The 17,846-nt window shown below is 60.7% G+C and carries 16 protein-coding genes; 6 read left to right on the top strand and 10 right to left on the bottom strand.

From position 1 onward, the window contains the following. Positions 1–172 precede the first annotated feature (172 nt). The 4 genes from A0251_RS05465 to yidD all read right to left on the bottom strand — a co-directional run bounded on the left by A0251_RS05465 (position 173) and on the right by yidD (position 4,460). Positions 173–1,591, bottom strand: a complete 1,419-nt coding sequence (locus A0251_RS05465) for a hypothetical protein (protein WP_062815818.1) — start codon at positions 1,589–1,591, stop codon at positions 173–175. A 78-nt stretch (positions 1,592–1,669) separates the two neighbouring features. After that, the gene (locus A0251_RS05470; RefSeq protein ID WP_062815819.1) at positions 1,670–3,736 is read right to left on the bottom strand and encodes a TonB-dependent receptor domain-containing protein; all 2,067 of its coding nucleotides are present in this window, start codon (positions 3,734–3,736) and stop codon (positions 1,670–1,672) included. Between the two features lie 146 nt (positions 3,737–3,882). Then, on the bottom strand, positions 3,883–4,188 hold the full coding sequence (locus tag A0251_RS05475; protein WP_062815820.1) for a hypothetical protein: 306 nt from the start codon (positions 4,186–4,188) through the stop codon (positions 3,883–3,885). Next, entirely contained in the window at positions 4,185–4,460 is a 276-nt protein-coding gene (gene yidD, locus A0251_RS05480) for a membrane protein insertion efficiency factor YidD (protein ID WP_082810771.1), read from the bottom strand. Before yidD ends, A0251_RS05475 begins: the two co-directional genes overlap by 4 nt. A 262-nt stretch (positions 4,461–4,722) precedes the next feature. Between yidD and A0251_RS05485 the strand changes: the two genes are divergently transcribed. Further along, the gene (locus A0251_RS05485; protein ID WP_231874168.1) at positions 4,723–5,382 is read left to right on the top strand and encodes a hypothetical protein; all 660 of its coding nucleotides are present in this window, start codon (positions 4,723–4,725) and stop codon (positions 5,380–5,382) included. Between the two features lie 150 nt (positions 5,383–5,532). Here A0251_RS05485 and cysS read toward each other — a convergent pair whose 3' ends face one another. The 3 genes from cysS to thrS all read right to left on the bottom strand — a co-directional run bounded on the left by cysS (position 5,533) and on the right by thrS (position 9,362). Beyond that, positions 5,533–6,915 (bottom strand): cysteine--tRNA ligase, encoded by a 1,383-nt coding sequence (cysS, locus tag A0251_RS05490; protein WP_062815823.1) that lies wholly within the window; start codon positions 6,913–6,915, stop codon positions 5,533–5,535. Beyond that, a complete protein-coding gene (hisI, locus tag A0251_RS05495) occupies positions 6,912–7,340 on the bottom strand; it encodes a phosphoribosyl-AMP cyclohydrolase (RefSeq protein ID WP_062815824.1) in 429 nt (142 codons plus the stop codon). Before hisI ends, cysS begins: the two co-directional genes overlap by 4 nt. A 105-nt stretch (positions 7,341–7,445) precedes the next feature. Further along, the gene (gene thrS / locus A0251_RS05500; RefSeq protein WP_062815825.1) at positions 7,446–9,362 is read right to left on the bottom strand and encodes a threonine--tRNA ligase; all 1,917 of its coding nucleotides are present in this window, start codon (positions 9,360–9,362) and stop codon (positions 7,446–7,448) included. 261 nt (positions 9,363–9,623) lie between these two features. Here thrS and A0251_RS05505 point away from each other — a divergent pair, with 261 nt between their 5' ends. Both A0251_RS05505 and A0251_RS05510 read left to right on the top strand, forming a co-directional pair. Next, positions 9,624–11,195 carry an HD domain-containing phosphohydrolase gene (locus A0251_RS05505; RefSeq protein ID WP_062815826.1) on the top strand — a complete coding sequence of 524 codons (1,572 nt, stop codon included), beginning with the start codon at positions 9,624–9,626 and terminating at the stop codon, positions 11,193–11,195. A 200-nt stretch (positions 11,196–11,395) separates the two neighbouring features. Next, positions 11,396–12,214 (top strand): M23 family metallopeptidase, encoded by an 819-nt coding sequence (locus A0251_RS05510; RefSeq protein WP_231874169.1) that lies wholly within the window; start codon positions 11,396–11,398, stop codon positions 12,212–12,214. Between the two features lie 133 nt (positions 12,215–12,347). On the opposite strand, the gene A0251_RS05515 is transcribed toward A0251_RS05510, so the two are convergent. Together A0251_RS05515 and A0251_RS05520 are read right to left on the bottom strand one after the other, a co-directional pair. After that, the gene (locus A0251_RS05515) at positions 12,348–13,577 is read right to left on the bottom strand and encodes a GGDEF domain-containing protein (RefSeq protein WP_062815828.1); all 1,230 of its coding nucleotides are present in this window, start codon (positions 13,575–13,577) and stop codon (positions 12,348–12,350) included. Positions 13,578–13,702: 125 nt separating this feature from the next. Further along, positions 13,703–13,975 (bottom strand): Arc family DNA-binding protein, encoded by a 273-nt coding sequence (locus A0251_RS05520; protein WP_062815829.1) that lies wholly within the window; start codon positions 13,973–13,975, stop codon positions 13,703–13,705. Positions 13,976–14,326: 351 nt separating this feature from the next. On the opposite strand from A0251_RS05520, the gene A0251_RS05525 reads away from it, so the two are divergent. Next, entirely contained in the window at positions 14,327–15,274 is a 948-nt protein-coding gene (locus A0251_RS05525; protein ID WP_062815830.1) for a LysR family transcriptional regulator, read from the top strand. A 333-nt stretch (positions 15,275–15,607) separates the two neighbouring features. Here A0251_RS05525 and A0251_RS05530 read toward each other — a convergent pair whose 3' ends face one another. Further along, on the bottom strand, positions 15,608–16,516 hold the full coding sequence (locus tag A0251_RS05530) for a 6-carboxytetrahydropterin synthase (RefSeq protein WP_062815831.1): 909 nt from the start codon (positions 16,514–16,516) through the stop codon (positions 15,608–15,610). A gap of 247 nt (positions 16,517–16,763) precedes the next feature. Here A0251_RS05530 and A0251_RS05535 point away from each other — a divergent pair, with 247 nt between their 5' ends. Both A0251_RS05535 and A0251_RS05540 read left to right on the top strand, forming a co-directional pair. Continuing rightward, positions 16,764–17,102, top strand: coding sequence for a histidine triad nucleotide-binding protein (locus tag A0251_RS05535; RefSeq protein WP_062815832.1), 339 nt, complete (start codon positions 16,764–16,766; stop codon positions 17,100–17,102). Between the two features lie 48 nt (positions 17,103–17,150). Next, positions 17,151–17,747 carry an ACP phosphodiesterase gene (locus A0251_RS05540; RefSeq protein WP_062815833.1) on the top strand — a complete coding sequence of 199 codons (597 nt, stop codon included), beginning with the start codon at positions 17,151–17,153 and terminating at the stop codon, positions 17,745–17,747. Positions 17,748–17,846: the final 99 nt, after the last annotated feature.

Raw genomic sequence — 17,846 nt, forward strand, 5'->3', positions numbered from 1 at the left:
CTGCCCGCAAAGGGGGGCCTGCAGGCAGATTGTTTGCTGCGGGCCGCAATGGGATGACCCCGCAGTGTTGTGAAGGGCGCTACGGCGGTAAAGACGTGTTTGCCTTTATCCGCCGTAGACCGGCAAACAGGAGTGTTATCCCTCCTGAAAGATTGCCGGGTTGGACCAGGGATTAATGCTCGTGGTCATGATCGTGCTCTTCATCCTCGTGATCATGGTCATGGTCTTCACCCTCGTGGTCATGATCATGGTCGTGCTCATCATCGCCATGGGCGGGTTCGCCCGCCAGGCCTACCCAGGCCAGTTTGCCGGGTGTAAACGTCAGGGGCAGAGGATCTTCCCGTTCGCCGTCTTCCAGATGCACCACGACGATGGCGTCATTCCCGGGATCGGCCAGGAAGACGTGGGCGGGCTCCCCCGCGACGGCCATGGCGATCCGGCTGCCGTGGCCAGAGGCCGCAGGAGCGGTGCTGGGGTCGACAGCGTCTTCCACATGGGCATGTTCGCTCCAGTCCGCGGTGTCGAAGATGCGCAGGTCGCCAGCGTCATCCAGCAGAACCAGGTGTTCGCCATGGGGATCGAGACTGTGGTTGTCCAGGGAAACGTCGGCCCCTTCCGTCCAGTCCAGCTCTTCGGCATCGCCATCTTCCGGATGGATGATGAGAATCCGGTCGCCCGCATAGGCCACGAAGTGAGGCAACTCATGGTGGCTGTCAAAGCTGCCGACCCGCTCGCTGCCAGTCAGGCCCAGGGTGGCGTTGTCCACGTGTTGGGCGGTGAAGGTCTCGCCGTCCTGGTGGACGATAAGGATGCCGTCACTGCAGCCGAACACGGAATAGTCTTCATTGGAGCCGGCGCCGTGCAGGCCCGGGCAGTCCAGGTTGACGGTGTCTTCCCGGTGATAGTGATCGTTATGCTGGTGATAGATGTCCACCTTTTCCGGCAGGCCGTTGGCTGCGGTGCGGTAGGTCGCCAGCAGAATGTCACCACGGGGTTCGGCGACGCCGTGGTGGGCACTGTCCAGGGTCTGGCTGGCCACACTGCCACCATTTTCCAGGGACGCATCCGTGAGCAGTTCCACTCTGGCCATGATGGCGTTGCCGGCATCGCCATCGTAAAACAGAGCCGCCTGTTCGCCGTGGACCCGATAGTGAGTGGGGGCGGGCCCGTTCAGGGTGCCAGCCATTGAGGGGGCGTCTTCATGCACATGATCGTCATGGACATAGAGGCCGCCGTCCAGGATCTGCACCTGGTTGGCGCTGCGCTGGGGGGCCAGGACAAATCGCTTGCCGGGGCTGGTGTACAGAGCGCTTGGGGCGCTATTCAGCGACAGGGAGCCGGGAAGCTGGGCCTGCTCTTCCAGATCATACATATAGAGCTGATCGCCGGCGCCATCGCTGGAGGCAATGACCAGGCGGCCCGGGTGGTCACCGTGATCATGGTCGTGATCATGATCATGGTCATGGGTGTCTTCACCGCCGCCCAGCGGGGTGCTGCCGGTTTCGTTTTCACAGCCGGCCAGTAGCAGGGCGGCCAGCAGACAGGTCAGCAGGGCCGGACCCCGCTTGGCTGAGTGTTTGAAGCGTTGCATGGTGTTCTCCAATTCGGTTCGCGACCCCGGCGGAATAATGGCGCCGGGGTATGTCGTTTTCACTTAACGATCCAGGCGTCAAAACTCGATACGGGTGCCCACGGTCAGGTTGCGGCCCGGTTCCGGCACGGTGCTGGCCAGGAAGGAGGTGTGGTTGAACACTTCCTCACCGAGCAGATTGTTGCCGCGCACGAAAAAGGTGTAGCGCTGGTCGCCGCGCAGCCGGTAGCTGACGGTGATGTTGGCCATGTCGAAGGAATCGGTACGCTCCTCGAAACCGGTGATCTGGTCCTGGGCGAAGGTGCGGTAGTACTCCAGCTCCGCATCGAAATGGCCCACGTAGGTGTTGAGCCGGGTACCCAGCCGCTTGGCGGGGATGCGTGGCAGATAACCGCCGTCATCGAAGGTTGCGCGTACCATGTCGCCGAATACGGTAATGCCGATGGGGTCGACGCCGTAGTAGCTTGCCGAGGCTTCGGCACCGGTGAAGGTGGCATCCCGCTGGCTGTACTTGATCAGGCGGAAATCTTCGATCTGGTCCAGGGTGCGGGCGTAGATGTAGTTATTGATGCGGTTCTCGAACACGCCCAGATCAAACAGCCAGTCGCCCTGGGTCTTGCGCAGGTTCAGGTTGGCGTTGAGGCTGACCTCGTCGTCCAGGTCCCGCTGGCCGCCACCGCAGGCACTGAGAAGACCGCACTCGTAGGTGTTGGTGGCCAGGTGCACCCCTTCGGCATACAGCTCCTGGGCGCTGGGGGCGCGCTCGGCGTGGCCCACGGACAGTACCAGCTCATAACCCGGCACGAATGCCCAGTTGGCGGCGGCGGACAGGGAGGTGCTGTCCTGCTTCAGATCCGGTAGCGCTTCGCCGGGACGGTCTTCCGGGCGCAGTCGCTGGCGCTCCTGGCGGGCGCCCAGTTCGAAACGCCATTGATCGTTGAGCCGGTACTCTTCCACCGCAAACAGGGCCAGGGCCCGGCTTTCGGTTTTCGGCACGAAGGCTTCACCCCCCAGGGAGCTGAAGTCAAAGTCGGTGTACTGCATGCCGACCACGCCCCGCCAGTCGCCGATGGGAGCATGTTCCACTTCCAGCCGGGCGTCGCCGCCCCGGTTGCGGAAGGTGGTGCCGATCTCGCCTTCCTCGATTTCATGGTGGCGGTATTCGGTGTGATTGCCGCGAAAGCGGATGGCGGTGATGCCGTCCATGGGGTTGCGGTATTCCCCCCGGGCGTCTACCCGGCGGCTGGCCAGGTCCACGAAGGGGGTAACCTCTTCGCCGTGCTCGTGGTCGTGCTCTTCGTCCGGGCAGGCCAGGCTGTTGCCGCTGACACCGCACTCCTCGAACTCGTGACTGTGGCCGGGCAGGCCGTAGTTGTCACGACGGTAGCTGTAGGCCATGCCGAAGAAGCCCTGGTCACCGATCCAGGAAGCGCCGATGCTGCTGTTGTCGCTTTCCGCGTAGGTGCCGGGCACGGTGAGGCGGTCGAAGCCGTCCACTTCGTAATCATCCGCGTCCCGGCGGCTGCCTTCCACCCGGAACACCAGATGGTCGGTGGCGGAGAAGGTGATGCCGGCGGCGGTGGCGTTTTCATCGGCCACGGTGTTGGCGCGGGCGCCTACGAAGCCTTCCACGTCCTCACGCGGGCGTTCGGTGGGAATACGGCTGTCCAGCACATTCACGACGCCGCCACTGGCACCGCTGCCGTAGAGCAGGGTGGACGGGCCGCGCAGGACTTCGATCTGACGGGCCAGCATGGGATCCACGGTGACGGTGTGGTCCGGGGAGATCTTGGACGCATCCAGCACCGCAGAGCCGTCGTTGAGTACGCCCACGCGTGGGCCGCTCTGGCCGCGGATCACCGGTCGGCTGGCGCCGCCACCGAAGGTATCGCTGTGCACACCGGGCTGATTGTTCAGGGTTTCGCCCAGGGTGGCGGCGTTTTTCTGGGTGAGGGTTTGCTGATCCATCACCGAGTACGGGGTGCTGGGGCTGCCGCTGCCCAAAGGCAGGGCCGAGACGTTCACCGCTTCCAGTTCATTGGCGGCGGAAGAGTCGGAGCTGTCGGCCTGAACGACCGTTGGGGCCAGCGATGTAGCCAGCGCCACGGCGACGCACCCGGCCAGGGTGTGGCGTCGAGAATTCATAGAAACCTCTGTCTTCACGTTTGAGCGGCCGCGACGCTGGATTCAAGGGGCCTGGTGTCGCGGTCCGGAACGGGTGTCCGACAGCGTTATGCACGCAGGACCATCACGTTGAAGCGTGCGCGGGCTGTCGGATTGAACAAACGGTATCAAGCAGAGGCGGGTGGGCCGCGTGGGGGGTAGGAAAGGTGTTCAAGGGTGCGTCGTACCGGGGCAGCCACAGGGGCTGGGGCCGGTTCGGCGTGCAGGGAAACGACGTGAACATAGTGGTTGGGCAGGGCGAGCATGCCCTGGCCGTGGGTACAGATCTGGCAATCCGCAGCGGCCAGCAGCTCCGTGTGGGAATCGTGGGGCTGGGCATCGATGTGAGCGGGCGCATGCCAGGCAAAGAGTAGCTGGGCGCAGAACAGCGCCAGAATCAGTGACAGCGACAGGCCGTGGCGAGCTGGCATCATGATGCGTTCTCCCCCGGGGCGCTGTGCTTTCTGCAGCGGTGCTGTTCCTGACCGGGCTCGGTGCCCGGCACATAGTCAAAACCACCGGGATGCCAGGGGTGGCACTTGCACAAACGCTTCGCTGCCAACGCGCTGCCGCGCAGGCTGCCATGGACTTCCACCGCCTGTCGGGCATATTCCGAGCAGGTGGGGTAGAAGCGGCATTGGTTGCCGATCCAGGGGCTCAGCAGCTTCTGGTATAACCAGAGCATACCGAGCAGAAGCGATTTCACGGTATCAAGACCTGTGTGGTGTCAACTCAACGGGGCATGATACGGCCAATCCGGTGGCGGATGCTACCTTGATGCGGGAGCAGGCTGATTCTGTCCTTGTAGGAGCCCATGCTTGCATGGCGAACCTCCCCACACCGGTTCGCCATGCAAGCATGGGCTCCTAGGGGCGCCTTGGCCGGTTGTGCCAATTTGTGAGCATGCCCTTGTCTGGCGGCAAGCCGGGTGCATACTGCGCCACGGACATGATTGTGAGGAGTGTGTTGTGAGAGCCATTGTTCTGACGTTGTTGATGTTGACGGCCCCATCCTGGGCGGCGGATTGGGAGCTGAACCATGAAGGTTCGCAGCGGGGTGACGTGACTACCTATGTGCGCGAGGTCTCCGACAGTCCGGTGAAGGCTTTCAAGGGCGTGGTGGAATTACAGGCCAGCGCCACCTCGGTACTGGCGGTGATCACGGCGGTGGACACCTTCCCGGAGTGGATCTTCCAGAGTCAGGGGGCAGAGCGCCTCAGTATTACGGAAAAAGAGCGCATCCATATGCGTTTCAACGGGATCTGGCCGGTGGCGGACCGGGATGTGGTGCTGGTCAATACACTGACCCAGACCGCTGATGGCGAGATTCATCTGCACAGTGAGAACGCCGAGGGCGTCAAGGACAAGCAGCCGGGCTTCGTGCGCATCCCGGCCCTGGATAACCAGTTTGTGATTACGCCGCTGACGGACGGCTGGGTACGGGTGAAATTCGAGACCTTCGTGGATCCGGGGGGCAATGTGCCGGTCTGGCTGGCGAATCTGGTGTCCACCAAGGCGCCCCGGGTGACGCTGGAAGGGTTGAAAGAGCAGTTGGAGAAGCCGCGATTTGCCAATGCCACCCGGGAGGATTTGCCAGGGTTGCCGGGGATGGAAGCGCTGAAGCTGTGATGTGAGCCACAAGCCACAAGCTACAACGCGAATCCTAGGTTAAGTGTTTTTCAACGCAAGAAGCCGCGTCCATAGTATGGGCGCGGCTTCTTGCGTTTTAGATCATGAAAACCTTCCACCGTGTTGTGGCTTGAAGCTTGTAGCTATTCTCTATCGACTCCAGCGGGTGCCTTCGCGGGTGTCTTCCAGCTGGATACCGGCGTCGGTGAGTTGCTGGCGGATCTCGTCGGCGCGGGCGAAGTTCTTGTCTTTCTTCGCCTGGGTGCGCTCAGCCACCAGGGCATCGATTTCCTCGTTGCTCAGCCCGTCTTCGCCCGCGTTCTTGTTCTGGAACCAGGCGGTGGGGTCCTCGGTGAGCAGGCCCAGCAAGTCGGCGGCGGCCAGCAGTTCGGCTTTCAGTGCCGGCTTGTCGGCCAGCTCGGCCTTGTTCAGCTCGCCGGCAATGGCGTGCAGGGCGCTGACCGCTTCGGAGGTGTTCAAGTCATCCTTGAGGGCTGCCAGCACCGGGTGGTTGTCCGGCAATTGGTAGCCGGCCTCCGGCTCCACGGTTTCGCCACGGCCGAGCAGGGCGTAGTAGAGCGTATCCAGCCCCTTCTCCGCATTCTCCAGCAGGTCAGCGGAGAAGTTCAGCGGTGACCGATAATGGCTGGAAATGAGCGCGAAACGCAGGATTTCGCCGTGGTACTGGGTGAGCAGATCACGGACCAGACGGAAGTTGCCCAGAGACTTGGACATCTTTTCGCCGTCGATATTGATATAGCCGTTGTGCATCCAGTAGCGCACGTAGTCGGTGCCGTGGGCGCAGCAGCCCTGTGCGATCTCGTTCTCGTGGTGCGGGAAGATCAGATCCTGGCCGCCACCGTGGATATCGATCACGTCACCCAGGTGCTTGTGGATCATGGCGGAGCATTCGATGTGCCAGCCGGGACGGCCACGGCCCCAGGGGGACTCCCAGCCGGGTTGGTCATCGGTAGATGGCTTCCAGAGGATGAAATCACCGGGGTGGCGCTTGTAGTCGGCCACTTCCACCCGCGCTCCGGCAAGCATGTCTTCCAGTTTGCGACCGGAGAGCTTGCCGTAGTCGGGCATGGATTCCACCGCAAACAGCACCTGGCCGTCGGCCTCGTAGGCGTGGCCCTTTTTCACCAGGGTCTCGATCATGGCGATCATTTCGCTGATGTGGTCGGTGGCCTTGGGAATGATGCTCGGGGTTTTCGCATTCAAAGACGCCATGTCTTCGGCGAAGGCGGCCGTGAAGCGTTCGGTGAGGGCACCAATGTCTTCGCCATTTTCCGCCGCGGCCTTGATGATCTTGTCATCAATATCAGTGATGTTGCGGGCATACGCCACCTCCGGGTAGAGGCGCTGCAACAGCCGGTACAGCACATCAAACACCACCACCGGGCGGGCATTGCCGATATGGACGAAGTTATAGACCGTGGGGCCGCACACGTAGAGGGTGATGCGGTTGGGATCCAGCGGAATGAAGTCGTCCTTCTGCCCGGTCAGGGTGTTGTGCAGTTTCAGGCTCATTTTTTGTAAAGCTCTTTCGGATCGATGATCGGCGTCTTGTCGATGGTGACGCTGTCGGCGTCGGCTTTCCAGTAGAAGCAGTCGCGGCGGCCGGTGTGGCAGGCAGGACCGGTCTGGTCCACTTTCACCAGCACGGTGTCCGCGTCGCAATCAATGCGCAGTTCTTTCAGTATCTGCACCTGGCCGGAGGATTCGCCTTTGCGCCAGAGCGTTTTCCGGGAGCGGGAAAAATAGCAGACCCGACCGGTGGCCAGGGTTTCCTCCAGGGCTTCCCGGTTCATCCAGGCCATCATCAGCACTTCGCCGGTGTCATGCTGCTGGGCGATGGCGGCGATCAGGCCGTCGTCGGTGAGCTTCAGGTTGTCCAGGGCCTCTTGCAGCGGTACCTGGAAACCTTCGGGCTGTTGTTCGTTGTCTTTGAACATGACGCCTCCGGGGGCTGAATGCGGCCGTTGGAGCTTTGCTTGCAAAGCGAGGGGGGTTACCCTCTATTCGCCTTGCGAGCAAGGCTCCAACGGTGTTTCTTGGCCTCAGATCGGCAGGCGGGTCGCGTTAGCCAGGGCGGTGATGGCGGCGTCCAGGCTAGTCGTGTCGGTGGCCTGGGAGCCCAGGGTCCGGATGGCCACCAGTTGCTCGTCCGCTTCTTTCTCACCGATGACCCAGATCTGCGGCACCTTGGCGCGGGAATGCTCGCGGACCTTGAAGCCGATCTTTTCGTTACGCAGGTCCAGTTCCGCCGGGATGCCGGCGGCTTCCAGCTTTTCCTTCACACTGCGGGCGTAGTCATCCGCCGCATTGGTGATGGTGCAGATCGCTACCGGTACCGGCGCCAGCCACAGGGGCAGGTGCCCGGCGGTGGACTCGATCAGGATACCTAGGAAGCGTTCCAGGGAACCCAGCACCGCACGGTGCAGCATCACCGGACGCTGGCGAGAGCCGTCTTCGGCCACGTATTCCGCGTCCAGGCGCTCGGGCAGCACGAAGTCCACCTGCAGGGTGCCGCACTGCCAGTCACGGCCAATGGCGTCGCGCAGGACAAATTCCAGTTTCGGGCCGTAGAAGGCCCCTTCACCCGGGTTCAGTTCGCATTCCAGCCCCAGGGATTCCACCGCATCGCGCAAGGCGCCTTCGGCCTTGTCCCAGGTCTCGTCGGCACCGGCACGTTTTTCCGGGCGGTCGGAGAACTTGATACGGAAGCTCTCGAAGCCGAAATCCTTGTAGACCTCGCGCAGCATGGTGATGAACCCGGCGGTTTCTTCGTTGATCTGCCCTTCGGTACAGAAGATGTGGGCATCGTCCTGGCTGAAGGAGCGGGCGCGCATCAGGCCGTGCAGGGCGCCGTGGGCTTCGTTACGGAACAGGGTGGTGAACTCGCCGAGACGAATGGGCAGGTCCCGGTAGCTCTTGATGCCCTGGTTGAAGATCTGCACGTGGCCCGGGCAGTTCATGGGCTTGACCGCCATTTCCCGGTGATCGTGGGTGCAGACGGTGAACATGTCATCGCCGTACTTGTCCCAGTGACCGGACTTTTCCCAGAGGATACGGTCCATCATCTGCGGGGTGGCCACTTCCTGGTAGCCGCCTTTTTCCATCTTGCCGCGGATGTAGTTTTCCAGGTTCTTGCGCATGCGCCAGCCTTTCGGGTGCCAGAACATGCTGCCCACCGCTTCCTGCTGGATATGGAACAGACCCATTTCCTTGGCCAGTTTGCGGTGGTCACGTTTTTCCGCTTCCTCAAGCTGTTTGAGGTAGGCGTTGAGTTCTTTCTTGTCCCGCCAGGCGGTACCGTAGATACGCTGCAGCTGGGCCTTGGAGGCATCACCGCGCCAGTAGGCACCGGCCACTTTCATCAGTTTGAAGCCGTCGCCCAGCTTGCTGGTGCTGGGCAGGTGGGGGCCGCGGCACAGGTCGATGAAATCGCCCTGGCGGTAGAGGCTCACTTCCTGGTCGGCGGGCAGGTCGCGGATGATTTCCGCCTTGAATTCCTCACCGGCTTTCAGGAAGAAGTCGATGGCCTCGTCCCGGTCCCAGACTTCACGCCGAATTTCCTCGTTGCGACGCACGATTTCCATCATGCGTTTTTCGATGGATTTGAGGTCTTCCGGGGTGAAGGAATCTTCCCGGTAGAAGTCGTAATAAAAGCCGTTTTCGATGGTCGGGCCAATGGTGACCTGGGTTCCCGGGAACAGCTCCTGCACCGCCTCTGCCATGACATGGGCCGCATCGTGGCGGATCAACTCCAGGCCGTCGTCGGTGTCGCGGGTGATGATTTCTACCGTGGCGCCATCCTCGATGGGCAGATAAACATCGACCAGCTTGCCATCCACTTTGGCGGCAAGAGCCTGTTTGGCGAGTTTTTTGCTGATACGCTCGGCGATGTCCAGGGCGGACGCCGGCTGATCAAACGCCATGGTTGCCCCGTCGGGCAGTTGATAGCTGACACTCATGAGAGGTAGGAATCCAGATTGGCTCGGAACCGGCAGATGGTAGGGGCTGTTGGTGTTTCGTTCAAGTCGCTGCTGGCGGAATATGCCAAGGCAGAGGGGCGGCGAGCGGCGATATCCCATTGTTGCTGAACCGGCGGTATGGGCGTGGGTCGAAAGGAATAGAGGAAAGCGACGTTTTTTGCCTGAAATCCTGGCTCAGCCTATGCTTGCTGGGCAAACACACGATTTTGCTATGGATGACCATTGGGAGCGGGATAGCTCATGAACTCCTTTTTGCCTGACACCACATCGGTGACGGACGAAAATCTGCTGCCGCGCATGTTGCGGGTGGCGCAACATCTCAGCGAGCAGCGGGATGTGCCGCGCCTGCTGCAGGTATTGCTGGATGAGGCTCTGTACCTGTGTGAGGCGGATACCGGCTGGGTGTGGCTGTATGCAGATGGCAAGCCTGAGCCGGGTTTGAGCTGCCTGTGTCGCCGGGCCGGTGATGCGTCCCTGCATGAGGAGGCCAGCCTGTTCTGCCCCATGGCGCGCAAAAGCGGCCTGCCGGAACAGTGTTACCAGGACGGCAAGCCCCTGGCGGTGGATCTCTCCCGGAGTGCTCTCAGCGAGGAGGACCGATACTTGCTGGATGCGCTGGCACCGGATGCCGGCGGCTTGCGGCTGTGGCCCCTGCGCAATCATGAGGGCATGGTGATCGGGGTGCTGCAGCTGGCCTATAACCGCTCGCTACCGGCCCGTTTGCACCGGCTGGGGAAACACTGCGATCTGATCTTTCAGTCCCTGCTGACCTACGCGGGGATTGCCTTGAGCAATCTAAGCCAGGTGCAGGAGCTGAAGGAGCTGCTGGATGCCTTTATCAAGGTGCTGGCCCAGGCCATTGATGCCAAGAGTCCGCACACCAGTGCCCACTGTCAGCGGGTGCCGGTGATTACCGAAATGCTGGCCCAGGCGGCCTGTGAGGATAATGCGGACTTTGCGGACTTTTCCCTGGATGAGGACGGCTGGTACGAATTGCATGTGGCGGCCTGGTTGCACGACTGCGGCAAGCTGGCCACGCCGGATTCGGTGTTGGACAAGTCCACCAAGCTGCACACCCTCCATGACCGTATCGATGAGGTGGCCAGCCGCTTTGCTGCCCTGCGCGGGGAGATCCAGTTTCGCTATGAAAAGGCCTGTTTGCTGGATCCCGCCGACGAGCCAGCCAGCCGTGAACGCATGGAAGCAGAAATCGGTCAGTTGAAGGAGGACCTGGCGTTTCTGGAGCGCATCAATCGGGGCGGAGAAGCCATGGCCGAGGCGGACCAGCAACGGGTGCGGGACATCGCGGCGCGGCGCTGGACCGATGCCTGGGGCCAGAAAAAGCCCCTGCTCACCGACGATGAGGTTTACAACCTGTGTATCCCCCGGGGCACGCTCACTCCGGAAGAGCGGCAAATCATCAATGGCCACATGGATGTGACCCTGGACATGCTCGGGTCACTGCCGTTTCCGCCCAAATTGCGCCAGGTACCGGAATATGCGGGCGGCCACCATGAAAAAATGGATGGCACCGGTTTTCCACTTGGGCTCACCCGTGACCAGATGTCGATCCCGGCGCGGATCATGGCCATCGCCGATGTGTTCGAGGCTCTTACCGCCAAGGAGCGCCCCTACAAGACACCGCTGAAGCTCAGCGAAGCCCTGGCCATCATGCAGCGAATGCGCGACAACGATCACCTGGATCCGGACCTGTACCGGTTGTTTATTCGCTCCGGGGTGTGGCGTCAGTACGCCGCAAAACATCTGGATCCGGTGCAGCTGGATGTGGAGGATGGCAGTGCTTTTCTGTGATGGGTTTTCTGTAGGAGCGTCGCTGGCGGCGCGATAGCCAGAGCGGCGAAATGCGAGGAGCGAGTTTCGAAAGGCAGACCTGAAAAACGGTAGGGCCTGCTGATTGTCGCGTCCCGTAATTCGTCACTCGAGACGGAATGTATTGCGCCGCCAGCGACGCGCCTGCGGAAAGACGACCGAATGTTTTCTTGAGGTTTCCTGTGCGTATTACTCTTGCTGTATTGCTCTGCCTGCTGTCATCTGTGTGCCTCGCCAGCGACTGGCTGCTCTCTCTGGAAGGCCAGCGAACCCAGGGGGCGCTGTTGCGTGGCCAGGTGGCAAGCGGGGTGACGGTCAAACTGGGTGACAGGGCGGTACGGACCACACCGGAAGGATTCTTTGCCGTTGGTTTTGGCCGGGATGCCGACCTTGAGCAAGTGTTGACGCTGGAAAAGCAGGGCAAGGCACAGCAAGTGCCGGTAATCCTCAGCAAGCGTGAGTATGATATCCAGCGTATCGAAGGGGTGCCGCAGCGTACCGTGGAGCCGCCACCGGAAGCGGTGCTCCAGCGGATTCGTCGCGAGGTGGCGGAAATCAAAACGGCGCGGGACACGGACTCTGCCCTGCTGGCCTTTCTCAGTGATTTTCAGTGGCCGCTCACGGGCCGTATCAGTGGTGTCTATGGCAGTCAGCGGGTTTACAACGGCAAGCCGGGCCGGCCCCACTATGGTGTGGACGTGGCCCGGCCCACCGGCACTGTGGTGGTGGCTCCTGCGGACGGGGTGGTGACCCTGGTGCAGGACGATAATTACTATTCCGGTGGCACCCTGATCCTGGATCATGGCTACGGGGTTTCCTCCACCATGATCCACCTCAGCGAGGTGTTGGTGGAAAAAGGGCAGGCGGTAAAGCAGGGCGAGCCGGTGGCCAAGGTCGGCGCCTCCGGTCGCGCGACCGGGCCGCACCTGGACTGGCGATTGAACTGGTTCGAGGAGAAGCTGGATCCGGTGACCGTGGTGGGGGAGATGGAAAGCAATTAATAGTTAATAATGAATAATTAATAACGTCGCGAAACGGCTTTTCCTGTTCTTCAATGTAAGAGGCCGCGCCCATGCTTTGGGCGCGGCCTCTTTGCTTGCAGGCGGCACTGTCGCTGGCCTGCGAAACTATTAATTAACTCAACATCTCCACCAATCCCTGACTATTCGTCATCGCCACCCGGTTACGGCCAGCGCCTTTGGCCTGGTAGAGGGCCTCGTCAGCCTGTTTCAGGAGTTCGGCGCCATTGCTGGCGCCGTGGTCGGAGCAGGCGACGCCCACGCTGATGGTGACCACCTGGCTAACCCGGGAGCCGCTGTGGGGCAGGCCCAGTTGTTCAACCCGGTTGCGCATCCGCTCCGCAAACACCAGGGCATCATTGAAGCTGGAATCGGTAAGGATGATAACGAACTCCTCGCCACCATAGCGGGCCACAAAGTCCGTGTCGGCCTGCACCATCGAGAGGGGGACATGGGATATTTTCTTCAGGCATTCGTCCCCGGCCGGGTGGCCGTAGGTATCGTTGTACTGTTTGAAAAAATCGATATCGAACAGCAAAAGACTGATGCGTTCCGGGGCATCCGGATTGCCCTGCTTGTGCAGGTGGAACAGGTGATTGAGCCGGGACTCCATGCCTCGCCGGTTGATGCAGCCGGTGAGGCCATCCACGGTGGCCTGGTTTTCCAGTACCAGGTTGGCGGAGTGAAGCTCGTTACGGTGTTGGTAAAGCACGTGCTCGGAGAGGAAGTGCTGGCGCAGCAACCGCTCATACACGTACTGGCCAAACAGGCTCATGCTGGCAAAGGCCAGGGTCACCATGGTCAGGGTGATGGATTCGAACGGGGTCCGCTCCGGATTGGCCAGCAGAGTGGCGACCATGGCGCCGATCATCACGGTGGAACTGAGCAGGGCGGAGTAGAAAGGCACCCGCACGAGGATGCAGATCATGATGATCGACAGGGGCGTATGCAGGAAGAAGGTGTAGGCAAGAGGGTGATCCACATGCACACCCAGATAATTGCCAGTCAGGGCGATGGCAAACGCCAGTGCCAGAGTGGCCGGGTGCAGCCATTCCCGCCACTGGAGTTTGCGGGCAAGAATCACGCAGCCGCCGGCCAGCATCAAGGTGAAGAGTCGGGGCCGCCAGGAATTACTGATCACATCCGTGCCGATCCACGACTCGATCAGCATGGCGGTGGCAATCAGGGTGGAGACCAGGCCCAGCGCCCAGGGTGCGACCTTTGACACACTGGCCAGAAAATACAGGCGAAAGTCTTTTTCCAGCGGCTTTGGCAGACGCAGGTGCCACGGCAGTTTGATGTCACTGCCGGTGGGGAGCGGATTATGTTTCTGGGGGGCGGTCACGGCCGATAGGGCTCCTTTGTGTCCGTGCGTCGATGACGGCCATGTTTCATCATAGAGTATGCCGGCTATGGAAAAAAATCACAGGCGGCCAGCGGCACATTGTAAGGACAGAAGGCGGTTTGCATTCAGTCCAGCAGAGCCAAAAGTGCCTGTCGCTTACCGGCAGGCAGACGCCGGAAACGTTCCAGCAGGTACGCTTCTTCCTGGCCGTCAGGAATTGCCGGTTCGCCATGGGGCAAGGTGGCGGGCCAATTGCTGAGACTGTGTTGCAAGCGGGCAATGATCTCCGCATTCATGCTTCGATGGCTGAGGCCGGCGGTTTCCGCGACACTGGCCCGCATGCCATTGGGAAATCGAACCACGAACTTCTCGGCTCGCGTGGTTGCGCTGCTTGTCATAGTAACCTCTGAATCACACCTGCGAACAATAAATCAGCCTCTATATACAGGGCGGCTGTTCCAGACAACACGACAGGGTGTAGCGTTAACAGTGCATTAGACCTTACGCATTTTTTTGCCTTTAGGCGATACTGGCAGCTTGCCATTAAGCCTCAAACAGCGACCCGGTTAACACCAAAAACGGTAAAAATTGCTTTTACATTGCAATGTTTTCACGCAGACCTCACGACGTGGCGGGATATGCCCGGATATTGTCTGCTTTTGGGGGCGTAACGCGTTGCCATGTGACACCCCGCATGCCGCGCTATAGAATCCATTTTGGTGATGTTTTCTTAGGTGTCGATTCATATCATGAATATTGGTGCGGCTGACCTGAACCTGCTCAAGTACCTGGATGTGCTGCTGCGCGAGCAGAATGTGACCCGGGCGGCAGAACAACTGGGCATTACCCAGCCCGCCATGAGCAATTCCCTCAAGCGACTGCGGGAATTATTCGGTGATCCCCTGCTGATTCGGACCAGTGACGGCATGACCGCCACGGAACGTGCCCAGGAACTGCGCCCGTTGGTGCGACAGATCCTGTCCCAGGCGGAGCAGCTGTTTACCCCGGAGGACGTGTTCCAGCCCTCGGAAAGCCGTCGGGTGTTCCGCATCATGACCAGCGATTATGCGGAGGCCACCCTGGTGCCCCACATCGTGCGGCGCCTGCGTGCGGAAGCCCCGCACGTGGTGCTGGACTTCCTGACCCCTTCGGACGTGAGCTACCAGGACATGGAGCAGGGTCGGGTGGACATGGCGGTGAACCGGTTCAACGAGATTCCCGGTTCCTTTCACCAGGTGAGTCTGTGGAAGGATTCCTTTTCCTGTCTGCTGAACCGGGATAACCCCATTGCCGGTGATTTCAATCTGGACAGTTACCTGTCTGCGCAACATATCTGGGTCTCGAAGACCGGTTTCGGGGTGGGGTTCGGCATGAATCCGGAAAAGCTCGGCGGCCTGGGCTGGATTGATCATGCCCTGGAGCAGTTGGGCAAGAGCCGCAAGATCAGCATCTTTACCCGTCACTACCAGATGCCCGCCTTGCTGGCCATGAACAACGACCTGGTCGCCACTCTCCCCAGCCGGGTGGCGCGGATGCAGGCTCAGAACGAACGGCTGCTGATCAAGGAGCCGCCTTTTGATATTCCCCAGTTCGAACTGAAGATGGCCTGGTCATCGTTACTGCACCACAACGTGGCCCATCGCTGGTTGAGACGGCTGATTCAGGAAGAGGCGGAAAGTATTCTGGCGGAGGAGTAGCTACGAGCGACGCTCCCGGGATAGGGCAAGCCTGAAAAGCTCCTCATGCGCTGAGATATCTACGAAGCCGCTTGTAGGAGCTATGCTTGTATAGCGAACCGCGCTTGCGCGGAAATCGCCCGTAGGGCGATCAGGTATTTCAGCGTGCGTCAGATTGCAGAAAGAACGGCTGACGACAATCCTCTGTTGCCTCGCTACGCTCGGTTCGCACCTGCAAGAGGTGCTCCTACATTCAATCGCGCCGCCAGCGACGCTCCTACAGCCTCTGGGGCGCGGTTACGGGTGCAGTCTTTCCCGCGTTACAGCTTGAAGCTCATAGCTAGCCGTTGCTTCTCAAATCACCGCCGCCCCACTTAGCCAACCACTGTGGGCCTTGCCGGGCAGGTTTTCCCCGGCTTCGGCGATGGCGCCTTTGCCCACGCCCTCAAAGGCCCGCACGCGAAAGTGTTTGCCGGGGGCTTCGGTGGCCAGCTGCTCGGCAATGTGGGCGGCCAGCTGTTCCACGGTGGTGTCGGTGTCCACCAGATAGCAGTGGTCCTCAGGGATGACCAGCTCGAAATGCCCCTGGGGCGCATCGTAGCGAAAGCGGTGGTGGGGGATTTCGTCGATGTAGTAGGTGCCTTCCAGGTCCTCTTCGGTACCCAGGTAGATATCTTCCCAGCGGTCCGCCCAGAGTTTTTCCCAGTAGCGGCTGCGGCGGCCATTTTCGAAAATGTGGATGCCGGAGCGATGGCCATGGGCAATACGCTGGCAGTTGCCGTCGTGTTTCTTCAGGCCATGGGAATAGTGATAGAAGGGGGCCGTGCCGGTATCTTCCTCGCGCAACACGATGTGCACTTCCGCCACATTTTCCGGTACCACCTGCTGCACCAGGTCCATCAGGAACAGGGTCAGGTTGGCCTTGGAAATTTCCGGGCCGTTCATCAGCAGCAGGCTTTCGCTGGGCGCCACCATGCGGATGGTGCCACCCCGGTAAAGCCACTCCAGGCTGGTGTTGTTGTCCCGTTCACTCACGGTAGCGTGTTCACTATCCACCGGCACCAGCAGGCGATGATCCACGCTGTCGTCGATGATCTGCTTGATGCGTTTTTTGATATGGCCGAAGTCGAACACCATGCCCTGGTGATCCAGGTCGCCGGTGAGTTCCAGATCGACCAGCCAGGATTCACCGACCATGCCGCGTTTGGGATGCAGATAGGAGAAATCGGCGACGGTTAAATTTTCGACAAAAAGTGTGGCCATGCGGTTCCGGTGGAATCAGGTTGGGTTTCGACAGACTGTCTCCTGAGTCCATGACGTCATCATGGCGCGTCATGCGACCCTGACGTCATGGATTCAGGTGCTATAATGCCATTATTCTGGTCTGCCGCTAAGGTGCACGTCACTCGCAGCGAGCATTTTACGAGCAGTTAGCGTGCGAGCTGTGAACCGGGGCACACCTTGTGCCGGAGAAATCGTTCATTCCTGCCTATCCGGAGCGTTACCCACCATGGCTGAAACCCTCTTTTCCAAGATCATCGACCGGGAGATTCCCGCCGATATCATTTTCGAAGACGACCAGTGTCTGGCTTTCCGGGATATCAATCCCCAGGCGCCCACCCACTTCCTGGTGATCCCCAAGAAACCGATTGCCAAGCTGTCCGATGCAGAAGCAGAGGATCAGGCGTTGCTGGGCCACCTGCTGCTGGTGGCCAGCCAGGTAGCCGGGCAGGAGGGGCTGGAAGATTTTCGCCTGAACGTGAACAACGGGGCCGGTGCCAGCCAGACCGTATTTCACCTGCATGTGCATGTGTTGGGGGGGCGTCCGTTCAGCTGGCCTCCCGGTTGAGGGATGCCTGGACGGGTTGCTGATGGTGCAAGGATTTCAGGACAGATCATGAACTACCTGGCGCATCTCTCCCTGGCCCAGCCCTCGGTGCCCTCCAAAGTCGGCAATGTGCTGGGGGATTTCATGCATGGCGTGGAACGCTCCCGGCTCAGTGCGCCGGTGCGTCGGGGCCTGGACAACCATCGTCTGGTGGACCGGTTTACTGATCACCATCCCTGGGTGCAGGCCCAGCGTCGCACTTTTTCACCGGACCGTCGCCGCTTTGCCGGCGTGGCCCTGGATGTGCTGTTTGATCATTTTCTCTGGCAGCACTGGGCGGCGTTTTATCGCCATGATCGGGAGGCCGCCATTCGCCGTCACTATGCGCATCTGCAATCCGGCCTGCCGCTGATGCATGCGCCCATGCGTGAAAGGGTGGAGCGGCTGATCGAACACGATCTGCTTAATCAATACCGGGATCTGGCGCGGGTGGGGCAGGCACTGGATGTGATTGCCGGGCGCATCCGTTTTGCCAACCGCTTCGCTGGCATCATTGAGGAAATCGCGCCCCGCTATGCGGCGCTGGAGCAGGGATTCCTGGATTTCTACCCCGAGCTTCAGGAAGAGGTCAAGGCCGCACGGGTGGAGGAATCGCTCTCTTTGTAGGAGCTATGCTTGCATGGCGAAAAGGATCCTCTGCTTGCAAGGTTCTTCCTGCGAACCTGAAGCCCCTTCCGCCATGCCGGCATGGCTCCTGCGGGAAAG

Origin of the sequence: Alcanivorax sp. NBRC 102024, assembly GCF_001602235.1 — a bacterium.
Taxonomy (GTDB): Bacteria; Pseudomonadota; Gammaproteobacteria; order Pseudomonadales; family Alcanivoracaceae; genus Alcanivorax.

Bases quoted from the DNA above. Each gene is read 5' to 3' on its own strand.
- A0251_RS05465 (WP_062815818.1), bottom strand. From the start codon at position 1,591: ATGCAACGCTTCAAACACTCAGCCAAGCGGGGTCCGGCCCTGCTGACC.
- A0251_RS05470 (WP_062815819.1), bottom strand. From the start codon at position 3,736: ATGAATTCTCGACGCCACACCCTGGCCGGGTGCGTCGCCGTGGCGCTG.
- A0251_RS05475 (WP_062815820.1), bottom strand. From the start codon at position 4,188: ATGATGCCAGCTCGCCACGGCCTGTCGCTGTCACTGATTCTGGCGCTG.
- cysS (WP_062815823.1), bottom strand. From the start codon at position 6,915: ATGAGCCTGAAACTGCACAACACCCTGACCGGGCAGAAGGACGACTTC.
- hisI (WP_062815824.1), bottom strand. From the start codon at position 7,340: ATGTTCAAAGACAACGAACAACAGCCCGAAGGTTTCCAGGTACCGCTG.
- thrS (WP_062815825.1), bottom strand. From the start codon at position 9,362: ATGAGTGTCAGCTATCAACTGCCCGACGGGGCAACCATGGCGTTTGAT.
- A0251_RS05505 (WP_062815826.1), top strand. From the start codon at position 9,624: ATGAACTCCTTTTTGCCTGACACCACATCGGTGACGGACGAAAATCTG.
- A0251_RS05520 (WP_062815829.1), bottom strand. From the start codon at position 13,975: ATGACAAGCAGCGCAACCACGCGAGCCGAGAAGTTCGTGGTTCGATTT.
- A0251_RS05525 (WP_062815830.1), top strand. From the start codon at position 14,327: ATGAATATTGGTGCGGCTGACCTGAACCTGCTCAAGTACCTGGATGTG.
- A0251_RS05530 (WP_062815831.1), bottom strand. From the start codon at position 16,516: ATGGCCACACTTTTTGTCGAAAATTTAACCGTCGCCGATTTCTCCTAT.
- A0251_RS05535 (WP_062815832.1), top strand. From the start codon at position 16,764: ATGGCTGAAACCCTCTTTTCCAAGATCATCGACCGGGAGATTCCCGCC.
- A0251_RS05540 (WP_062815833.1), top strand. From the start codon at position 17,151: ATGAACTACCTGGCGCATCTCTCCCTGGCCCAGCCCTCGGTGCCCTCC.